Annotated in this window: 13 protein-coding genes, 1 tRNA gene and 1 other RNA gene; 9 read left to right on the plus strand and 6 right to left on the minus strand. The window is 72.0% G+C overall.

The window, feature by feature from the left end; all coding sequences use genetic code 11:
• The first annotated feature begins 46 nt into the window (after positions 1–46).
• Positions 47–1,702 (plus strand): APC family permease, encoded by a 1,656-nt coding sequence (locus tag ACQP17_RS19730; protein ID WP_433857460.1) that lies wholly within the window; start codon positions 47–49, stop codon positions 1,700–1,702.
• A 102-nt stretch (positions 1,703–1,804) separates the two neighbouring features.
• Here ACQP17_RS19730 and ACQP17_RS19735 read toward each other — a convergent pair whose 3' ends face one another.
• From ACQP17_RS19735 to ACQP17_RS19755, 5 genes are all read right to left on the minus strand, one after another.
• A complete protein-coding gene (locus ACQP17_RS19735) occupies positions 1,805–2,434 on the minus strand; it encodes a hypothetical protein (RefSeq protein WP_433857461.1) in 630 nt (209 codons plus the stop codon).
• 115 nt (positions 2,435–2,549) lie between these two features.
• A complete protein-coding gene (locus tag ACQP17_RS19740; protein ID WP_433857462.1) occupies positions 2,550–2,987 on the minus strand; it encodes a lasso peptide biosynthesis B2 protein in 438 nt (145 codons plus the stop codon).
• A complete protein-coding gene (locus ACQP17_RS19745; protein ID WP_433857463.1) occupies positions 2,984–3,238 on the minus strand; it encodes a lasso peptide biosynthesis PqqD family chaperone in 255 nt (84 codons plus the stop codon). Before ACQP17_RS19745 ends, ACQP17_RS19740 begins: the two co-directional genes overlap by 4 nt.
• Before the next feature lie 5 nt (positions 3,239–3,243).
• A complete protein-coding gene (locus tag ACQP17_RS19750) occupies positions 3,244–5,067 on the minus strand; it encodes a lasso peptide isopeptide bond-forming cyclase (protein ID WP_433859950.1) in 1,824 nt (607 codons plus the stop codon).
• 178 nt (positions 5,068–5,245) lie between these two features.
• Entirely contained in the window at positions 5,246–5,380 is a 135-nt protein-coding gene (locus tag ACQP17_RS19755) for a lasso RiPP family leader peptide-containing protein (protein ID WP_329148588.1), read from the minus strand.
• A gap of 1,042 nt (positions 5,381–6,422) precedes the next feature.
• On the opposite strand from ACQP17_RS19755, the gene ACQP17_RS19760 reads away from it, so the two are divergent.
• Positions 6,423–7,685, plus strand: coding sequence for a hypothetical protein (locus ACQP17_RS19760; RefSeq protein ID WP_433857464.1), 1,263 nt, complete (start codon positions 6,423–6,425; stop codon positions 7,683–7,685).
• A 78-nt stretch (positions 7,686–7,763) separates the two neighbouring features.
• Here the strand turns inward: ACQP17_RS19760 and ACQP17_RS19765 are convergent.
• A tRNA-Ser gene (locus ACQP17_RS19765) sits at positions 7,764–7,851 on the minus strand.
• Positions 7,852–7,982: 131 nt separating this feature from the next.
• Between ACQP17_RS19765 and ffs the strand changes: the two genes are divergently transcribed.
• The 7 genes from ffs (at position 7,983) to ACQP17_RS19800 (ending at position 15,204) form a co-directional block, all read left to right on the plus strand.
• An RNA gene (ffs, locus tag ACQP17_RS19770) (signal recognition particle sRNA small type) lies at positions 7,983–8,081 on the plus strand.
• Positions 8,082–8,125: 44 nt separating this feature from the next.
• Positions 8,126–10,591 (plus strand): DNA polymerase III subunit gamma and tau, encoded by a 2,466-nt coding sequence (locus ACQP17_RS19775; RefSeq protein WP_433857465.1) that lies wholly within the window; start codon positions 8,126–8,128, stop codon positions 10,589–10,591.
• A gap of 159 nt (positions 10,592–10,750) precedes the next feature.
• A complete protein-coding gene (locus ACQP17_RS19780; RefSeq protein WP_093484352.1) occupies positions 10,751–11,101 on the plus strand; it encodes a YbaB/EbfC family nucleoid-associated protein in 351 nt (116 codons plus the stop codon).
• A 51-nt stretch (positions 11,102–11,152) separates the two neighbouring features.
• Positions 11,153–11,752 (plus strand): recombination mediator RecR, encoded by a 600-nt coding sequence (gene recR, locus ACQP17_RS19785; RefSeq protein WP_018089931.1) that lies wholly within the window; start codon positions 11,153–11,155, stop codon positions 11,750–11,752.
• Positions 11,745–12,407, plus strand: a complete 663-nt coding sequence (locus ACQP17_RS19790) for a DUF5063 domain-containing protein (protein WP_433857466.1) — start codon at positions 11,745–11,747, stop codon at positions 12,405–12,407. Before recR ends, ACQP17_RS19790 begins: the two co-directional genes overlap by 8 nt.
• Positions 12,408–12,805: 398 nt before the next feature.
• Positions 12,806–14,077, plus strand: coding sequence for an aspartate kinase (locus tag ACQP17_RS19795; protein WP_069572832.1), 1,272 nt, complete (start codon positions 12,806–12,808; stop codon positions 14,075–14,077).
• The gene (locus ACQP17_RS19800) at positions 14,074–15,204 is read left to right on the plus strand and encodes an aspartate-semialdehyde dehydrogenase (RefSeq protein WP_433857467.1); all 1,131 of its coding nucleotides are present in this window, start codon (positions 14,074–14,076) and stop codon (positions 15,202–15,204) included. The genes ACQP17_RS19795 and ACQP17_RS19800 overlap by 4 nt, the downstream gene beginning before the upstream one ends.
• Positions 15,205–15,301: the final 97 nt, after the last annotated feature.

Here is a 15,301-nt window from a genome sequence, read left to right on the forward strand (position 1 = left end):
GCCCCGCCCGCCGGGCCCAAGATGGTCCCGTGAACCAGGAGCGCGCGTGACGAGGCCGGCCACAGCCGGGAGTGACAGCGCCGCTGGAGCCCGCCACCTCCGCCGGGCGGTCGGGTTCTGGGGGCTGATGTTCATCTCCCTGGGATCGATCATCGGTTCCGGCTGGCTGCTGGGTGCCCTCACCACGGCCGCCATCGCCGGACCGGCGTCCCTGGTCTCCTGGGTGCTCGCCTCGGCGATGCTCGCCGTGCTCGCACTGGCCCACGCGGAGCTGGGCGCCACCTACCCGATCGCGGGCGGCACCGCCCGCTTCCCCTTCTTCGCCTTCGGCCCCCTGGTGGGCTTCACGGCGGGCTGGATGTCCTGGCTGCGCTCGGTCCTGATCTCACCGATCGAGGTCGAGGCCACGCTCTCCTACCTGGACCGCATCGGCTGGGTCCGCGACCGGGTGCAGATGCTGCACCCGAACGGCACCCTCACCGCCGCGGGCCTGGTCGTCGCGACCTGCTTCATGCTGCTGTTCACCGTCATCAACGTCCTCGGCGTACGCCTGCTGTCCGGGATCAACTCGGTCACCGCCGTGGTGAAGACGGCGGTACCGCTGCTGACCGTGGTGGTGCTGATGACGCTCGCCTTCCACGGCTCGAACTTCACCGCGGGCGGCGGCTTCGCACCCCACGGGGCGCACGGCGTCTTCGCGGCGCTGCCCGCCGGAGTGGTGTTCGCGCTGCTGGGCTTCGAGCAGGCCATCCAACTGGCCGGTGAGGCCCGCAATCCGCAGCGGGACGTCTCCCGCGCGGTGATCGTGGCCATGGCGGTCGGCACCGGCCTCTACCTCCTGCTGCAGATCGCCTTCATCGCCGCCCTCGACCCCGGCGTCCTCATCCACGGCTGGGACAACCCGGTGGGCAAGGGCAACTTCGGGCCCTACGCCACCCTCGCCACCACCATCGGGGCCGGCTGGCTGGCGACCATCCTCTACGTCGACGCCGTGATCTCCCCGGCGGGCACCGGCCTGGTCTACATGGCCGGCGCCGCCCGGCTCACGTACGCCATGGGCCGCGAGCGGGTCCTGCCCCAGCCCCTCACCCAGCTGGGCCGCAGCCGGGTGCCGGTCGTCTCGACGCTCCTCGCCTTCGTGGTCGGCGAGCTGGCCTTCCTGCCCTTCCCCAGCTGGCAGGCCTTGGTCGGCCTGGTCACCTCGGCCGCGGCGATCATGTACGCGTTCGCGCCGGTGTCCCTGCACGCGCTGCGCGTGCGCGACGGCGGCCGCCACCGCCCCTACCGCCTGCCCCGCGGACCCCTCATGGCCCCCGCGGGGTTCGTCTTCGCCAACTTGATCTTCTACTGGTCCGGTTACGAGGCGGACTGGAAGCTCGGCCTCGCCGCCCTGCTCGGTTTCGCCGTCCTCGCGCTCACCCGCCGCGGCATCCCGGTGGGCGAACGCAGCGGCCTGCGCGGCAGGTCGGCCGCCTGGATCTGGCCCTGGCTGGGCGGCATGGTCCTCATCGGCCGCCTGGGGCGCTACGGCGGCATCCGCGCCCTGCCGGACTGGTGGGACCTGGTCATCGTGATCGTCTTCAGCCTCGTCATCCACTACACCGCCGTGCGCCTCGCGATGCCGCCCGAGGCGGTGAACGCGGCCGTCACACGCGAGGAGGAGGGCGAGTCGGTACCCCCGCAGGCCGCCCCCGGGCGCTGACCGGCCGGACTCAGCCCCCCTCCGCCCGCGTCACGCGCTCCTCGGTCCGCTCCGAGCACGCATCGCAGGCCGCCTCGGCGCCCAGGCCGTCGAACGCTGCCGCTACCGCCTCGGCAGGCGGCGCTGCGCCCACAGCTTGACGTCCTTCCACTCGCGCGAAAGCCCGGCGAAGACGTCCCGGCCGTCGTCCGCCGCCTCCGCCACGAGGGCGGCCAGATCCGGTGTCCGGCTCAGGAACAGCGGATCGCGGGCCCGTACGGCGGCCCGCACGGCCAGGAACGGGACCGGCGGCTCCGGGACCATGCGGCCGCGGTGGTCGGTGACCTGATCGCCCAGCGGGAACTTCCCGAACATCACCCCGACCGGGCCGTAGAGGTTCTTCAGCGCCCAGTGCGGCCACGCCAGCACCTCCCGGCCGGCGCCGAACACCGCGAGGTTCTCGCAGACCAGCGCACCACGGGGGCGGCTCAGCTGCGTCCGGACCCACTCCGCCGCGCGCACCCCGGCCCGGAAGATCTCCGCCTCGACATCCGCCGGATCCCCGGCCGCCTCGTACACCGTCCACGCCGTCAGCCCGTGCTCCACGGAGGGGCTGAGGTAGGGGCAGTGGACGGACATCGCCCGCACATAGTCGGTGATCTCCACCGTCGTGGGGCGGGTGGTGCGGCTCTCGACGAGCCGGAGCGCGCCGGCGGCGGGGCGGCGTGTTCCGTCCGTGTGCACGGCGGTCATCGGGCGGCCACCTCCGGCCGGGGGAGAGGGAGGGTGTGCACGGGATCAGCCCTTCGGTCGTCGTGGAGGAACGGGGGTGTCCGGGCGGGCCGCCGACGGTGCGGCGGGGCGGCGTTCAGCGCTCCTCGGCGCCGGCCGGGGCGCGGGGCGGCACGGTCAGCAGTGGCTTGAAGTAGTCCTTGGGGTGCGGCTCGCCGATCAGCCGGCCGTCGGCCTCGACCCAGGCGTGGGCGGCGAAGGGATGGGTGCGTACGCCCGTGCACCAGGTGGGCCACACCCCGCGGGCCCGGCACAGCAGCGCGGTGGCGAGGGAGCGCTGCAGACAGTTCTGCCCGGCACAGCGCAGGCTCACCGCCACGACCTGGTCGCGAGCCCGCCGGGCCTGGCCGGCATCGGCCGGCGCCGCCCCGCGGCGGGCGAATTCGAGGACGGTGCGCAGCCGTACCGGTTTCAGGCGGGCCAGCGGCCGCGCGATCCCGACGGCGAGCAGCGGCAGCAGGCGGCGCCGCAGGGGGAGCCGGGCGCGCCGGTCCAGCGCCATGGACTGGCTCATGGGGCCACCGTCAGCTCGGCGCCGCGCAGTTGCCCGACCACCGCGTCGACGTCGTGCCGGGCCCGCTGCGGGTCGATGCCGTGGGCGGCGGCGAGGCCGTCGGCGATCGCCTCGGGCGTGTCCCCGTCCAGCAGGCGCTGCAGTACGCGGCTGCCGGTGACGTTGAGCTGCCAGTAACGGCCGGTGCGCTGATGCAGCAGCACCGTGCCGTCGTCGGTGTCCGTCATGGAGACGTCGGGATGAAGCCGCATACGGGTCAGACCTCCGAGGTGACAGTGCCGTTGCCGGCACGGGGAGCGGTGCCGGGGCCGCCGGCGGTGCGCAGCCAGGTCTCGCAGCCGAGCAGGCTCTCCAGCGCCTGGGCGGTGGTGTTGTCCGGCTGCGGCCCGCCCAGCCGCAGCCGGAGCGCGGCGGTGTCGATCAGCCCGCGGGCCGCCAGCGCGGAATCGTCGAAGAGGTCCAGAACGGCGGGCAGGTTACGGCGCAGCCCCCGTCTGATGTCCTCGCCGAACTCGCCCTTGGTGGACCGCGCCCGGATCGCGTCCGGCACGAGACCGTCCGTGGCATCGGCCAGCAGGGGCTTGTACCGCCAGGGCCCGGCGTGCCGGTGCGCCGGGACGCGCAGCACGGCGTCGAGGACGGTGTCGTCCAGATACGGCATGTCCAGCTCCACCCCGGCCTCGGCGTACAGCCCGGCCAGCAGCCGGTAACTGGCCGTATTGGAGCGGATCATGAGCACCATCGTGTGGGTGGCGAGGTCCTCGGCGAGCGGGCGCGCACCCTCGGCGGCGCGGCGCAGCGCGTCCCGGGCCAGCGCGACGCCGTCGGGGGTCATCCAGGGCGCCGCCCGTACGGGCCCCAGGCCCCAGCCCAGCGCCGGGCGGCGCAGCGGCGGGCGGGGCGCGGTCAACAGCTCGGCCTGGTCCCGCCACCACGCGGGCAGACTTCCCGGCTGCGCGAGCGCGGCGAGCGTCGCCTTCAGCGGCCAGCGTTTCAACGCGCAGTGCGCCCGTACGTGCTGGAGGGCCGTCACCGGGTTGCGGCGCAGCAGCGCGTGCAGATAGGTCGGCATCGGGGAGAACAGCTCGTCGCCGCCGTGCCCCGCCAGATGCCGGCGGGAGCCGCGGTCCGCGAGCAGCCGGGCGCCCCACCGGATCCGGGCCGTCGCACGGGTCAGCGAGACGGGCTCCTCGGCGGACACCGCGCGGCCGGGGTCGGCGAAGATCTCGGGGAGCTCGTGCTGCGGCACGACGAGGTGCTCGGCGCGGTCGAGCAGCCGCGACGCATGCCCCGCGTACGCCGCGTCGTCGTTGCCCGCGTCGGCCTCGCCCCAGCGGAAGGTCAGCAGCCGGGGCGTGTGCCGGGCCGCCAGAAAGCACAGGGACGTCGAATCCAGCCCGCCGGACAGGTCCGCGCTCAACCGGCCTTCCCGGGGCGCACCGCGGTCCACCACGGAGAGGAGGGCGTCCCGCACCGCCGCTGTTCCGTCGCGTGGCGACCAGTCCGGTGTGGGCGGACTCCACCACACCGCTTCCCGGTCCCGGTTGCCGTCCCACAGCAGACAGTTCTCCGGGGCGAGCGTGCCGATGCCCGACCATGCACTGCGCGCGTTGGCCGGATAGGGCACCTGCAATCCGCACGCGACATGCAGCGCCAGCGCTTCCTCGTCGACCCCGGCCCCGGTCATCGCGGCGAGCACAGCGGACCGGTCCGCGGCGACCCGCACACCGTTCACCCGGGTGTGGAAGACGCGCCGCAGCCCGGAGGCGCTGCCCTGCAGCCGGACCTTCCCATCCACCGAGGCCACGACATGGCAGGACCCCAGCAGCGACGGAACGGCCCGCTCCAGATCGGACATCCGGGAGACGCGGGCGGCGATCCGCGCCAGCCCGTCCTCGGTGACCGGGCACGACCCGAACACGGCAAGCCGTACCGGCCCGGCCGAGGCCACCCGCATCTGATCGCGGGACCACTCACCGACCAGCCACGGCCGCCCGGAGGCGTGCGCGACCACGCCGGCCCGCGCGAACGGCACGAGCGCCCGGATCTCCGCACCGTCGGCGGTATCGGGCAGGACCACGAACCCAGCACTCAACTACGCCATCCCCCCGCCGGCCGCCGGCCGAAGAGCGCGCCGTGGGGAAGCACCGCATGCCTCGACTCCACGGGCGGGCCGCAGCCCTCATCGATGAGAAGGAGACCGGGCTCCGCACACGCAGGCCCGGCTCCCCCGTCGGTCACCACTCCCGGCAGACGGTTTACCAGTAGTAGTTGAAGAACCAATCGGGCGACGTACCGTGCCAGTTGCCCAGGGTGTCTTCGGTGAACTCGCCGACCTCGACCAGCATCGGTGGAATGTATTCCGTGGGCGCCTGCTCGGACTGCTCGGGCATTGCCACCTCCGTAATTTGCCACCAGCAACGGACTTGCTGATGGCGGAACGTAGCACCGCGCCGAACATCGCCTCTGTGATCCACATCACACGAACTACCCGGTGGAATGCGCGTAGTTCGCAAGATTTCCAGCTCTGAGTGCGCGCCGCCCACAAAACCGGAGGACGAAAAAACTCGTCCTCCACGCACCCGCGGTACCTCGTGACCACCGCGGCCACGTCGACGCTGCTGCCACCCCGCCCCGGACCCGCCCGCACCCATGCCGTTCCGGGCGTCCCGCGGCAGCGGCGCACTCCCGCCCCACCCCTCCGCCGGCGCACCGAACACGCCCCACCCGGCACTCTCACTCCGCTCACCACCACCGCGTACGAGCGCCCCCAAATGCCGCGGTCACGCCGTAGCGAAACACGAGCACGGCACGCCCGATGCCATTCACCCCCACACATCACACAAGCAAAGGCGAGATCGAGCCATCCACCGACAATCCGTCGAACGGGAAAACCGGCAAAGCCCGTTCGACGGTTTACCGCGGCGGCTGCTCCAGGAATTCCTGGCCCCGCTGATGGAATCGGCAACGTGGCGTGGAACTCGCGCTGGAGGGACCGTCACGAGCGCTACGTGAGGTCGAGGAGTCCAGTGCGCCTTGCCAAAGCGGGCAGGCGAAACAACACCACCCGCTGGGTCCTCTGCCCCAGGAGATCACCACCCGGCGCGATACGAAGGACGCCAAATCTCCCGCCGGCCGGTACCCCCGGTCAAAGGAGGCTGCCACCCTGGGAGTTCGAGGCGGCCGCCGGTACCTGCCGTGTCCCATCCGCGCTCCGGCCGACGCCACCGATTGGCTGTTGTTCCGGCTGGCGGCGGGTTGTCACGGAGCGACGCGGGGGAGCGGGGGAGCGGGGGAGGGGTGGAAGCGGCCCGGGGTGTTCCTCGCCGCAGCCGCTTGCCCTCTGGGTTCGCACGCGAACTACCGCCCCCCATAGTGGCGTTGACTCTCCTGCGCGCCCTGTTGAGTGTCAGTGGCCGTTCCTATGGTGGAGGAATGGCTAATGGGGTGTGGCACACCGGATATGGCATAGAGATCAATCTGTCCCTGCCCGACCTCGGTCACCCGGGACGTCCCGATCTGCTGCGGGAGATCACCGCCAGGGTCTCCGATCGCGACCCGCAACTGCTCGAATGCCTCGCACACCACGACGGACGGGAATGCCTGTCGGAGACCGGCGGGAAGTCTCCGTGGATGTTCATCCGCCGGGGCCGGGTCGGGGGCAGACGACCGCTCGTGGCCTCGCACCTGCCGATCACGCACAAGGCGACTCCGGCGGAGAGCGCCCAGCACAAAGCCACCAAGGAGCGCATCGTCGAGACCGCCGGGCGCTACGGCCTGGACGCCGAGGCCGAGATGCCCATGGCCAACCGGCGGAGCATCTCGGACGCCGTCGTCACCGGCCCCGGCGGCCTCAGGATCGGCTGGGAGATCCAGTACCACCACCTCAGCCCCAGCAGCGTGCACCGGCGCTCGGTCAACGCGGTGGAGCACGGCATCACCCCGCTCTGGGTGGCGAAGGACCGGACGGCTTCACTGATCGACCGGGCTCCCTGGGCACGCGTCGATGACATGCCGTGGAAGGACATCGCCGACGGCAAGGAGATGGTGATCCGCGGCGGGTACCGGCACCTCGAGACCTGGAAGTGCCTACCGAGCAGGGAGCGCCACTGTCTCCTCAGCGAGGGCGCCGGCCATTGTGGCGCGGTGCACGCCGACTGGTTCGTGCCCGCGCTGTGCCTCCCGCAGAAGAAGCCGGTCTTCATCGAGGATCTCGTCCTGCAGAGCGCGACGGGGCAGAGCGTGCCGGTCTACGTGCCCAGCCGGGGGAGCGGCCGTGCGGGGCGCCACATGTGGGTGCCGGCAGCCGATCGTGCGCTGTGGGAGGAGATCGTCGAAGAGAAGACGCCCTTGCCCGCAGCACCGGTCGAAGAGGACGACGACGCGGTCACCTTCGCCGAGCAGGAGATCGACCGTACCTGCCGGGCGGGCGAGGACAACTGGTCCGTCGGTGACGCCCGGCCTCTTCGTGATCTCGACCAACCGACCGGTGGCTTCACCCTCCCCCGCCTGCCGGCCCCACGCGTCTGCGACCCGATACGGATCACTCCCGTCGAGCGGGCGGCGGCCTCCGCGGCGCTGGGCTGCCCGCCTTGGGAACTCGGGCTGTGCGCCGGGTGCAGCCAGCTGATGCGGCGGCACGGGCAGAACGCGGCCATGTACTGCAAGGCGTGCCGCGCTGTACTCAACGGGCGATAGCCCGGAACTGCCGCCGCAACGTTGAAGGGCCCCACCGCAAGCGGTGGGGCCCTTCAACGTTGTGCCCGGTGAGAGCACTGGCGGAGGATACGAGATTCGAACTCGTGAGGGGTTGCCCCCAACACGCTTTCCAAGCGTGCGCCCTAGGCCACTAGGCGAATCCTCCGCCGCAAACAATACAAGACGTTGGGGAGTGCTCGCGAACATGATCCGGAGGAGGGGGTCCGGGAGGGGGCGGAGTGGGTCGGGGGCGGGGGTCCGGGTCGTTTCCGGGGCCGGGGATCCGCTACTGTGGTGCGCAGCCCCTCACGTGGCGCTATCTGACTGAACTCCCCCAGGGCCGGAAGGCAGCAAGGGTAGGTCGGCTCTGGCGGGTGCGTGGGGGGCGCTTGCGTTCGCGGGCCGGTGGGTTGTCAGTGCGGCCCGATATCGTCGTATGCGTGTCGTCCCTCGCGCTGTACCGCCGCTACCGCCCCGAGACCTTCGCCGAGGTCATCGGGCAAGAGCACGTGACCGATCCGCTGCAGCAGGCATTGCGGAACAATCGCGTCAATCACGCCTATCTGTTCAGTGGGCCGCGTGGCTGCGGCAAGACGACGAGCGCGCGGATCCTGGCGCGCTGCCTCAACTGTGAGGAAGGTCCCACCCCCACGCCCTGCGGGACCTGCCAGTCGTGCGTGGACCTGGCCAGGAACGGCCGGGGCTCGATCGACGTGATCGAGATCGACGCGGCGTCGCACGGTGGCGTGGACGACGCCCGTGAGCTGCGGGAGAAGGCCTTCTTCGGGCCGGCGAGCAGCCGGTACAAGATCTACATCATCGATGAGGCGCACATGGTGACCTCGGCGGGCTTCAACGCCCTGCTGAAGGTCGTCGAGGAGCCGCCGGAGCATCTGAAGTTCATCTTCGCGACCACCGAGCCCGAGAAGGTCATCGGGACGATCCGGTCGCGTACGCATCACTATCCCTTCCGGCTGGTGCCGCCCGGGACGCTGCGCGAGTACCTGGCCCAGGTGTGCGGCCAGGAGGACATCCCGGTCGCGGACGGCGTGCTTCCGCTGGTGGTGCGCGCCGGTGCCGGGTCGGTGCGTGACTCGATGTCCGTGATGGACCAGCTGCTCGCCGGTGCCGCCTCCGACGGTGTGACCTATGCCATGGCGACGGCGCTGCTGGGCTACACCGACGGATCGCTGCTGGATTCGATCGTGGAGGCCTTCGCCGCGGGGGACGGGGCGGCGGCCTTCGAGGTCGTGGACCGGGTCATCGAGGGCGGCAACGACCCGCGGCGCTTCGTGGCGGACCTGCTGGAGCGGCTGCGGGATCTGGTGATCCTGGCGGCCGTGCCGGACGCGGGGGAGAAGGGGCTGATCGATGCCCCCGCCGATGTCGTGGAGCGGATGACGGCGCAGGCGTCCGTCTTCGGGGCGGCGGAGCTGAGCCGGGCCGCCGACCTGGTCAACACGGGCCTGACGGAGATGCGCGGGGCGACCTCGCCGCGGCTGCAGCTGGAGCTGATCTGCGCGCGGGTGCTGCTGCCGGCGGCGTACGACGACGAGCGGTCGGTGCAGGCACGGCTCGACCGGCTGGAGCGCGGCGCCGGTGGCGCGCTGCCGGGCCGGGCCGGTGGCGCCGCGGGCCCCGGGGGCGACCCCGGCCCCGGGGCCCCGCCGGTGGTGGCGTCCGGTGGCGGGCCCGCGGCGGGCTATGTGCCGGGGCCGGAGGCACATCCGCCGATGCCGCCCGCCGGCCCGTCCGGCCCGGCCGCGGCGCGTGCCGCGGTGCGGGGCGCGGCGAACGGCGGCCAGGGGGGCGGCGCGGCCGCTCCGGGGCCGCAGACGGCAGGAACGGCGGCGTCCGGCGGGCCGGCGGCCGCACCCGGCCCGGAGCAGCCGAGCGGCCCCGCGGGGCCGCAGCAGAGCGCCCCGGTGCAGCCGCAGCAGCCTTCCGGACAGGACGGCGGCCCCGCGGGCGCGGGCGCCCGGCCCGGGGCCTGGCCGGGCAGTACGGCCAAGGGCACCGGCGCCGGCGGCGGCAGCCCCGCGGGCGGCGCCGGACGGCAGCCCGGTGGCTGGCCCACGGCCGTGGCGCCGGGGCAGGGCGGGGCACCCGCCGCCTCCGGGCCCGCCGCCGGGCCCGCGGAGCCGGCCGGCCCGCCCGTGGCCCAGCAGCCCACCCCTCAGCAGCCCGCCCCGCAGGCCGCTGCGGCCCCGGGAGCGGCGCAGGGTGCCGCCCAGGTACGGCAGATGTGGCCGGACATCCTGGAGGCGGTGAAGGACCGCCGGCGCTTCACCTGGATCCTGCTGAGCCAGAACGCCCAGGTCTCCGGCTTCGACGGCACGACGCTGCAGATCGGCTTCCCCAACGCCGGCGCCCGCGACAGCTTCGCCAACGGCGGCAGCGAGGACGTCCTCAAGGACGTGCTGGCCGAGCGGTTCCAGCTGCAGTGGCGGGTCGAGGCGATCGTCGACCCGTCGGGCGGCGCCGGTCCGCCGGCCGGCGGCACCCCCCGCGGCGGTGGTGGCGGCTTCGGCGGCGGAGCCCCCGCGGCCCCGCCGCAGGGCGCCCCGCAGGCCCCGCCGCAGCAGAGCGGCCCGGCGGCGCCCCCGTCGTCCGGGGGCAGGTACGGAGCGGGCGGTGAGGCGGCCGGTGGCAGCGGCGGCGGAGGCGGCAGCCAGGGCGCGCGGAGGGCCCGGGAGGCCGTGTCGCCGGCGGCGTCCGCGGGCGGCGGCCAGGGCGGGCCCGTGGCGGAGCCCGCGTACACGCCGCCGGAGCCCCCGCCGACGTCGATCGAGTACGACATGCCGGCCGAGGACGACGCCGATCTCGTCGACTCCGCGCTCAGCGGTCACGACCTGATCGTCCGCGAGCTCGGCGCGACGGTGATCGAGGAGTTCAACAACGAGTAGACGGCGCCCACAAGCGCCGCGGACCGGCCGCCGAGCAGGTCAGCAGACGTACACCGGACGTACATCCGTGCTCCTCCCTCCGGCGTAGGGCGCGGGGGCGGTGAAACACGTAGGCTCGGGCTACCGCACCAATCGTTGTCGTATGGCAGGAGTCACGTCGTGATCCCCGGTGGTCAGCCCAATATGCAGCAGCTGCTTCAGCAGGCCCAGAAGATGCAGCAGGATCTCGCGGCCGCCCAGCAGGAGCTCGCGGAGACACCCGTCGAGGGCTCCGCGGGCGGTGGCCTGGTCAAGGCCACGGTGACCGGCTCCGGTGAGCTCACGGGCCTGGTCATCGACCCCAAGGCGGTCGACACCGACTCCGCGGAGGAGACGGCCGAGACGATCGCCGACCTCGTCCTGGCGGCGGTCCGGGACGCCAACGCCAGTGCCCAGCAGCTGCAGCAGCAGAAGCTCGGCCCGCTCGCCCAGGGTCTGGGCGGTGGCGGAATCCCCGGTCTCCCCTTCTGAGGAGTAGCCAACTAGCGTACGCAGCACGGCAGAAGAGAAAGAAGACGTTCCGTGTATGAAGGCGTGGTCCAGGACCTGATCGACGAGCTGGGCAGGCTGCCCGGCGTCGGTCCCAAGAGCGCGCAGCGGATCGCCTTCCACATTCTTCAGGCCGAGCCGACCGATGTCCGCCGGCTCGCGAACGCGCTGATGGAGGTCAAGGCGAAGGTCCGGTTCTGCGGCACCTGCGGCAATGTGGCGCAGGAGGAGCAGTGCCGGGTCTGCCTGGACCCGAGGCGCGATCCGGCGGTCATCTGCGTCGTGGAGGAGCCCAAGGACGTCGTGGCGATCGAGCGGACGCGTGAGTTCCGCGGTCGCTACCACGTCCTCGGCGGGGCGATCAGCCCGATCGAGGGTGTGGGCCCCGACGACCTGCGGATCAGGGAACTGCTGGCCAGGCTCGCGGACGGCACCGTCACCGAGCTGATTTTGGCCACCGACCCCAATCTGGAGGGCGAGGCCACGGCCACCTATCTGGCCCGCATGATCAAACCCATGGGCCTGAGAGTGACGCGACTGGCCAGCGGACTGCCGGTCGGGGGCGATCTGGAGTACGCGGACGAGGTCACGCTCGGGCGGGCCTTCGAAGGGAGGAGACTTCTCGATGTCTGATGCCACGCTGCACAACGCGACACAGGACCCGGACGACTTCGCCGTATCGATCTCCGACTCGATCGAGAGCTTCATCGTCGCGGTGACCGAGGTCGCCAAGGGCGACGAGCCGGACAGCGCGGTGCCCTTCCTGCTGCTGGAGATCTCCCAGCTGCTGCTGACCGGCGGCCGCCTGGGCGCCCACGAGGACTTCGTCCCCGACGAGCGCTACGAGCCGGACATCGGCCCCGAGGCGGACGTCGACGAGCTGCGTGAGCGCTTCGCGACCCTGCTCGACCCGGTGGACGTCTACTCCGAGGTCTTCGACCCGTACGTGCCGCGCAGCGAGCCGGTCGCCAGCCGCATCTCCGACGACCTGGCCGACATCATCACCGACCTGCGCCACGGCCTGGCGCACTACCGCGCGGGCCGGGTCAGCGAGGCCCTGTGGTGGTGGCAGTTCTCCTACCTCTCCAACTGGGGCCCGACCGCCTCGGCCGCCCTGCGCGCGCTGCAGTCGCTGGTCGCCCACGTACGCCTCGACCAGCCGCTGGTGGAGCTGGACGGGCTGGACACCGACAGCGACGTCACCGGCGACGAGGAGCGGCTCGCCGAGGAGGCCGGCAAGGTCATGGCGGCGGAGATCGCGGGCCCGCTGGGGCTGCGCGGAAGCTGAGCCCGGGGGCGGCCGTCCGGGGCCGCGCGCCCCGTCCGGCGCCCGCCGCCGGGGCGCACGAGGCGCCAGGCGCCGACCGCCCCGTGATGCCTCGCGCCGTGGCCGGACCCTGTGAGCTGGGTTACGTTTTCGTGTGTACCGAGCTGGAGCGGGCATGTGCTCGCCGGGCAGGCGCAACGGTGCGCCGTGTGGATACCGCCCGCGGGACGCGGAACTCACGAGTTCAGGTGGCCATGGTGATCACGCCGATCACGGTGGTCAAGGAGTGAGTCACGCGTCTCACGATGCGGTATCAGCAGGGCGGATTCCGCTTGCTCGTTAGACTGAGCCGACCGCAGTACCCCCATTTCCGGGGGTCCGGGAGGAAACTCCCGATGAGACAGTTGCGAGGAGCGCACGTGGGCCTTGTCGTGCAGAAGTACGGCGGCTCATCCGTTGCGGATGCCGAGGGCATCAAGCGCGTTGCCAAGCGAGTCGTCGAAGCCAAGAAGAACGGCAACCAGGTTGTCGTGGTGGTTTCGGCGATGGGCGACACGACGGACGAGCTGATCGATCTCGCGCAGGAAGTGTCCCCGATTCCGTCGGGGCGCGAGTTCGACATGCTGCTGACCGCCGGAGAGCGGATCTCCATGGCCCTGCTGGCGATGGCCATCAAAAACCTCGGTCACGAGGCGCAGTCCTTCACCGGGAGCCAGGCCGGTGTCATCACCGACTCCGTGCACAACAAGGCACGGATCATCGATGTCACGCCGGGCCGTATCAAGACCTCCGTCGACGAGGGCAACATCGCCATCGTCGCCGGCTTCCAGGGCGTGTCCCAGGACAAGAAGGACATCACGACGCTGGGCCGCGGCGGGTCGGACACGACCGCTGTCGCGCTGGCGGCCGCCCTGGACGCCGATGTCTGTGAGATCTACACCGATGTGGACGGTGTCTTCACCGCCGACCCGCGGGTCGTGAAGAAGGCCCGGAAGATCGACTGGATCTCCTTCGAGGACATGCTGGAGCTGGCCAGCTCCGGATCCAAGGTGCTGCTGCACCGCTGCGTCGAGTACGCACGCCGTTACAACATCCCGATCCATGTCCGCTCGTCCTTCTCGGGACTGCAGGGCACGTGGGTCAGCAACGAACCGCAAGGGGACCAGCCGATGGAGCAGGCAATCATCTCGGGCGTCGCACATGACACCTCCGAGGCGAAGGTCACGGTCGTCGGGGTTCCGGACAAGCCGGGCGAGGCCGCGCGCATCTTCCGTGCGATCGCGGACTCCGAGGTCAACATCGACATGGTCGTGCAGAACGTGTCCGCCGCGTCGACCGGTCTGACCGACATCTCCTTCACGCTGCCCAAGACGGAGGGCCGCAAGGCCGTCGCGGCCCTGGAGAAGACCCGTGCCGCGGTCGGCTTCGACTCGCTGCGCTACGACGACCAGATCGCCAAGATCTCCCTGGTCGGCGCGGGTATGAAGACCAACCCGGGCGTCACGGCGACCTTCTTCGAGGCGCTGTCGAACGCGGGCGTGAACATCGAGCTGATCTCGACCTCCGAGATCCGCATCTCGGTCGTCACCCGCGCCGATGACGTGAACGAGGCCGTGCGCGCCGTCCACACCGCCTTCGGACTCGACACGGACAGTGACGAGGCCGTGGTCTATGGCGGCACCGGGCGATGATTCCGGCCGAGGCGGGCCGTCCGTCCCACGCTGACTCGGCGGGGGCGGACGCCCGCCCGGCCGCCCGGCCTCAGCTCGCCGTCGTCGGTGCCACGGGCACCGTCGGCGGCGTTCTGCTGGGCATCCTCTCCGAGCACGCCGACATCTGGGGCGAGATCCGGCTGATCGCCTCTTCCCGCTCGGCCGGCCGCAAGCTGACCGTGCGGGGTACGGAGGTCGAGGTCGTCGCGCTGAGCGAGGAGGCCTTCGACGGTATCGACGTGGCGATGTTCGACGTCCCCGACGAGGTCTCCGCCCAGTGGGCGCCGGTCGCGGTGTCCAAGGGCGCGGTGGTCGTGGACAACTCCGGCGCGTTCCGGATGGATCCGGACGTGCCGCTGGTCGTCCCCGAGATCAACGCGCACGCGGCGCGGGTGCGCCCGCGCGGCATCATCGCCACCCCGAACTGCACGACGCTCTCGATGATCGTCGCGCTGGGGGCGCTGCACGCCGAGTACGGGCTGAGCGAGCTGATCGTCTCCTCCTACCAGGCGGTTTCCGGGGTGGGGCGGGCCGGCATCGACACCCTGCGGGGACAGGTGTCCGCGGTGTCCGGCACGGAGCTGGGGACCGCGCCCGGCGATGTGCGGCGGGCCGCCGGGGACACCCTAGGGCCGTTCCCGGCGCCGATCGCGCTCAACGTGGTGCCCTGGGCCGGCTCGCTCCAGGAGGACGGCTGGTCCTCCGAGGAGCTCAAGATCCGCAACGAGTCCCGCAAGATCCTCGGGATGCCGGACCTGCCGGTCACCGCCACCTGCGTACGGGTGCCGGTGATCACGACCCATTCGCTGTCCGTGCACGCCCGCTTCGAGAACGAGGTCACGGTCGGCGGCGCCCACGAGATCCTCGCCGCGGCTCCCGGGGTGGTCCTGTGCGACGATCCGGCAGAGGACGAATACCCCACCCCCTCCGATGTCGTCGGCACGGATCCGACCTGGGTCGGGCGGGTGCGCCGGTCGCTGGACGACCCGCGGGCGCTGGAGCTGTTCGTGTGCGGGGACAATCTGCGCAAGGGGGCGGCGCTGAACACCGCACAGGTCGGGGAGCTGGTGGCGGCCGAGCTGCGAGGCCGGAACCCCCGGGGGTAGCGGGCGCGGACGGGGGCTCGCGCCCTGTGGAGTACGCGACTTGGCGCGATCGGTCGCCGTACGCCGACCATCTGGGAGATACTTTGCGAGGCGTGTG

It is taken from the genome of Streptomyces kronopolitis (genome assembly GCF_050953795.1).
Classification (GTDB): domain Bacteria; phylum Actinomycetota; class Actinomycetes; order Streptomycetales; family Streptomycetaceae; genus Streptomyces; species Streptomyces kronopolitis_A.

Coding starts and splice junctions, on each gene's coding strand:
- ACQP17_RS19800 (WP_433857467.1), top strand. CDS start 14,074: ATGATTCCGGCCGAGGCGGGCCGTCCGTCCCACGCTGACTCGGCGGGG.
- ACQP17_RS19745 (WP_433857463.1), bottom strand. CDS start 3,238: ATGCGGCTTCATCCCGACGTCTCCATGACGGACACCGACGACGGCACG.
- ACQP17_RS19755 (WP_329148588.1), bottom strand. CDS start 5,380: ATGCCCGAGCAGTCCGAGCAGGCGCCCACGGAATACATTCCACCGATG.
- ACQP17_RS19735 (WP_433857461.1), bottom strand. CDS start 2,434: ATGACCGCCGTGCACACGGACGGAACACGCCGCCCCGCCGCCGGCGCG.
- ACQP17_RS19740 (WP_433857462.1), bottom strand. CDS start 2,987: ATGAGCCAGTCCATGGCGCTGGACCGGCGCGCCCGGCTCCCCCTGCGG.
- ACQP17_RS19760 (WP_433857464.1), top strand. CDS start 6,423: ATGGCTAATGGGGTGTGGCACACCGGATATGGCATAGAGATCAATCTG.
- ACQP17_RS19790 (WP_433857466.1), top strand. CDS start 11,745: ATGTCTGATGCCACGCTGCACAACGCGACACAGGACCCGGACGACTTC.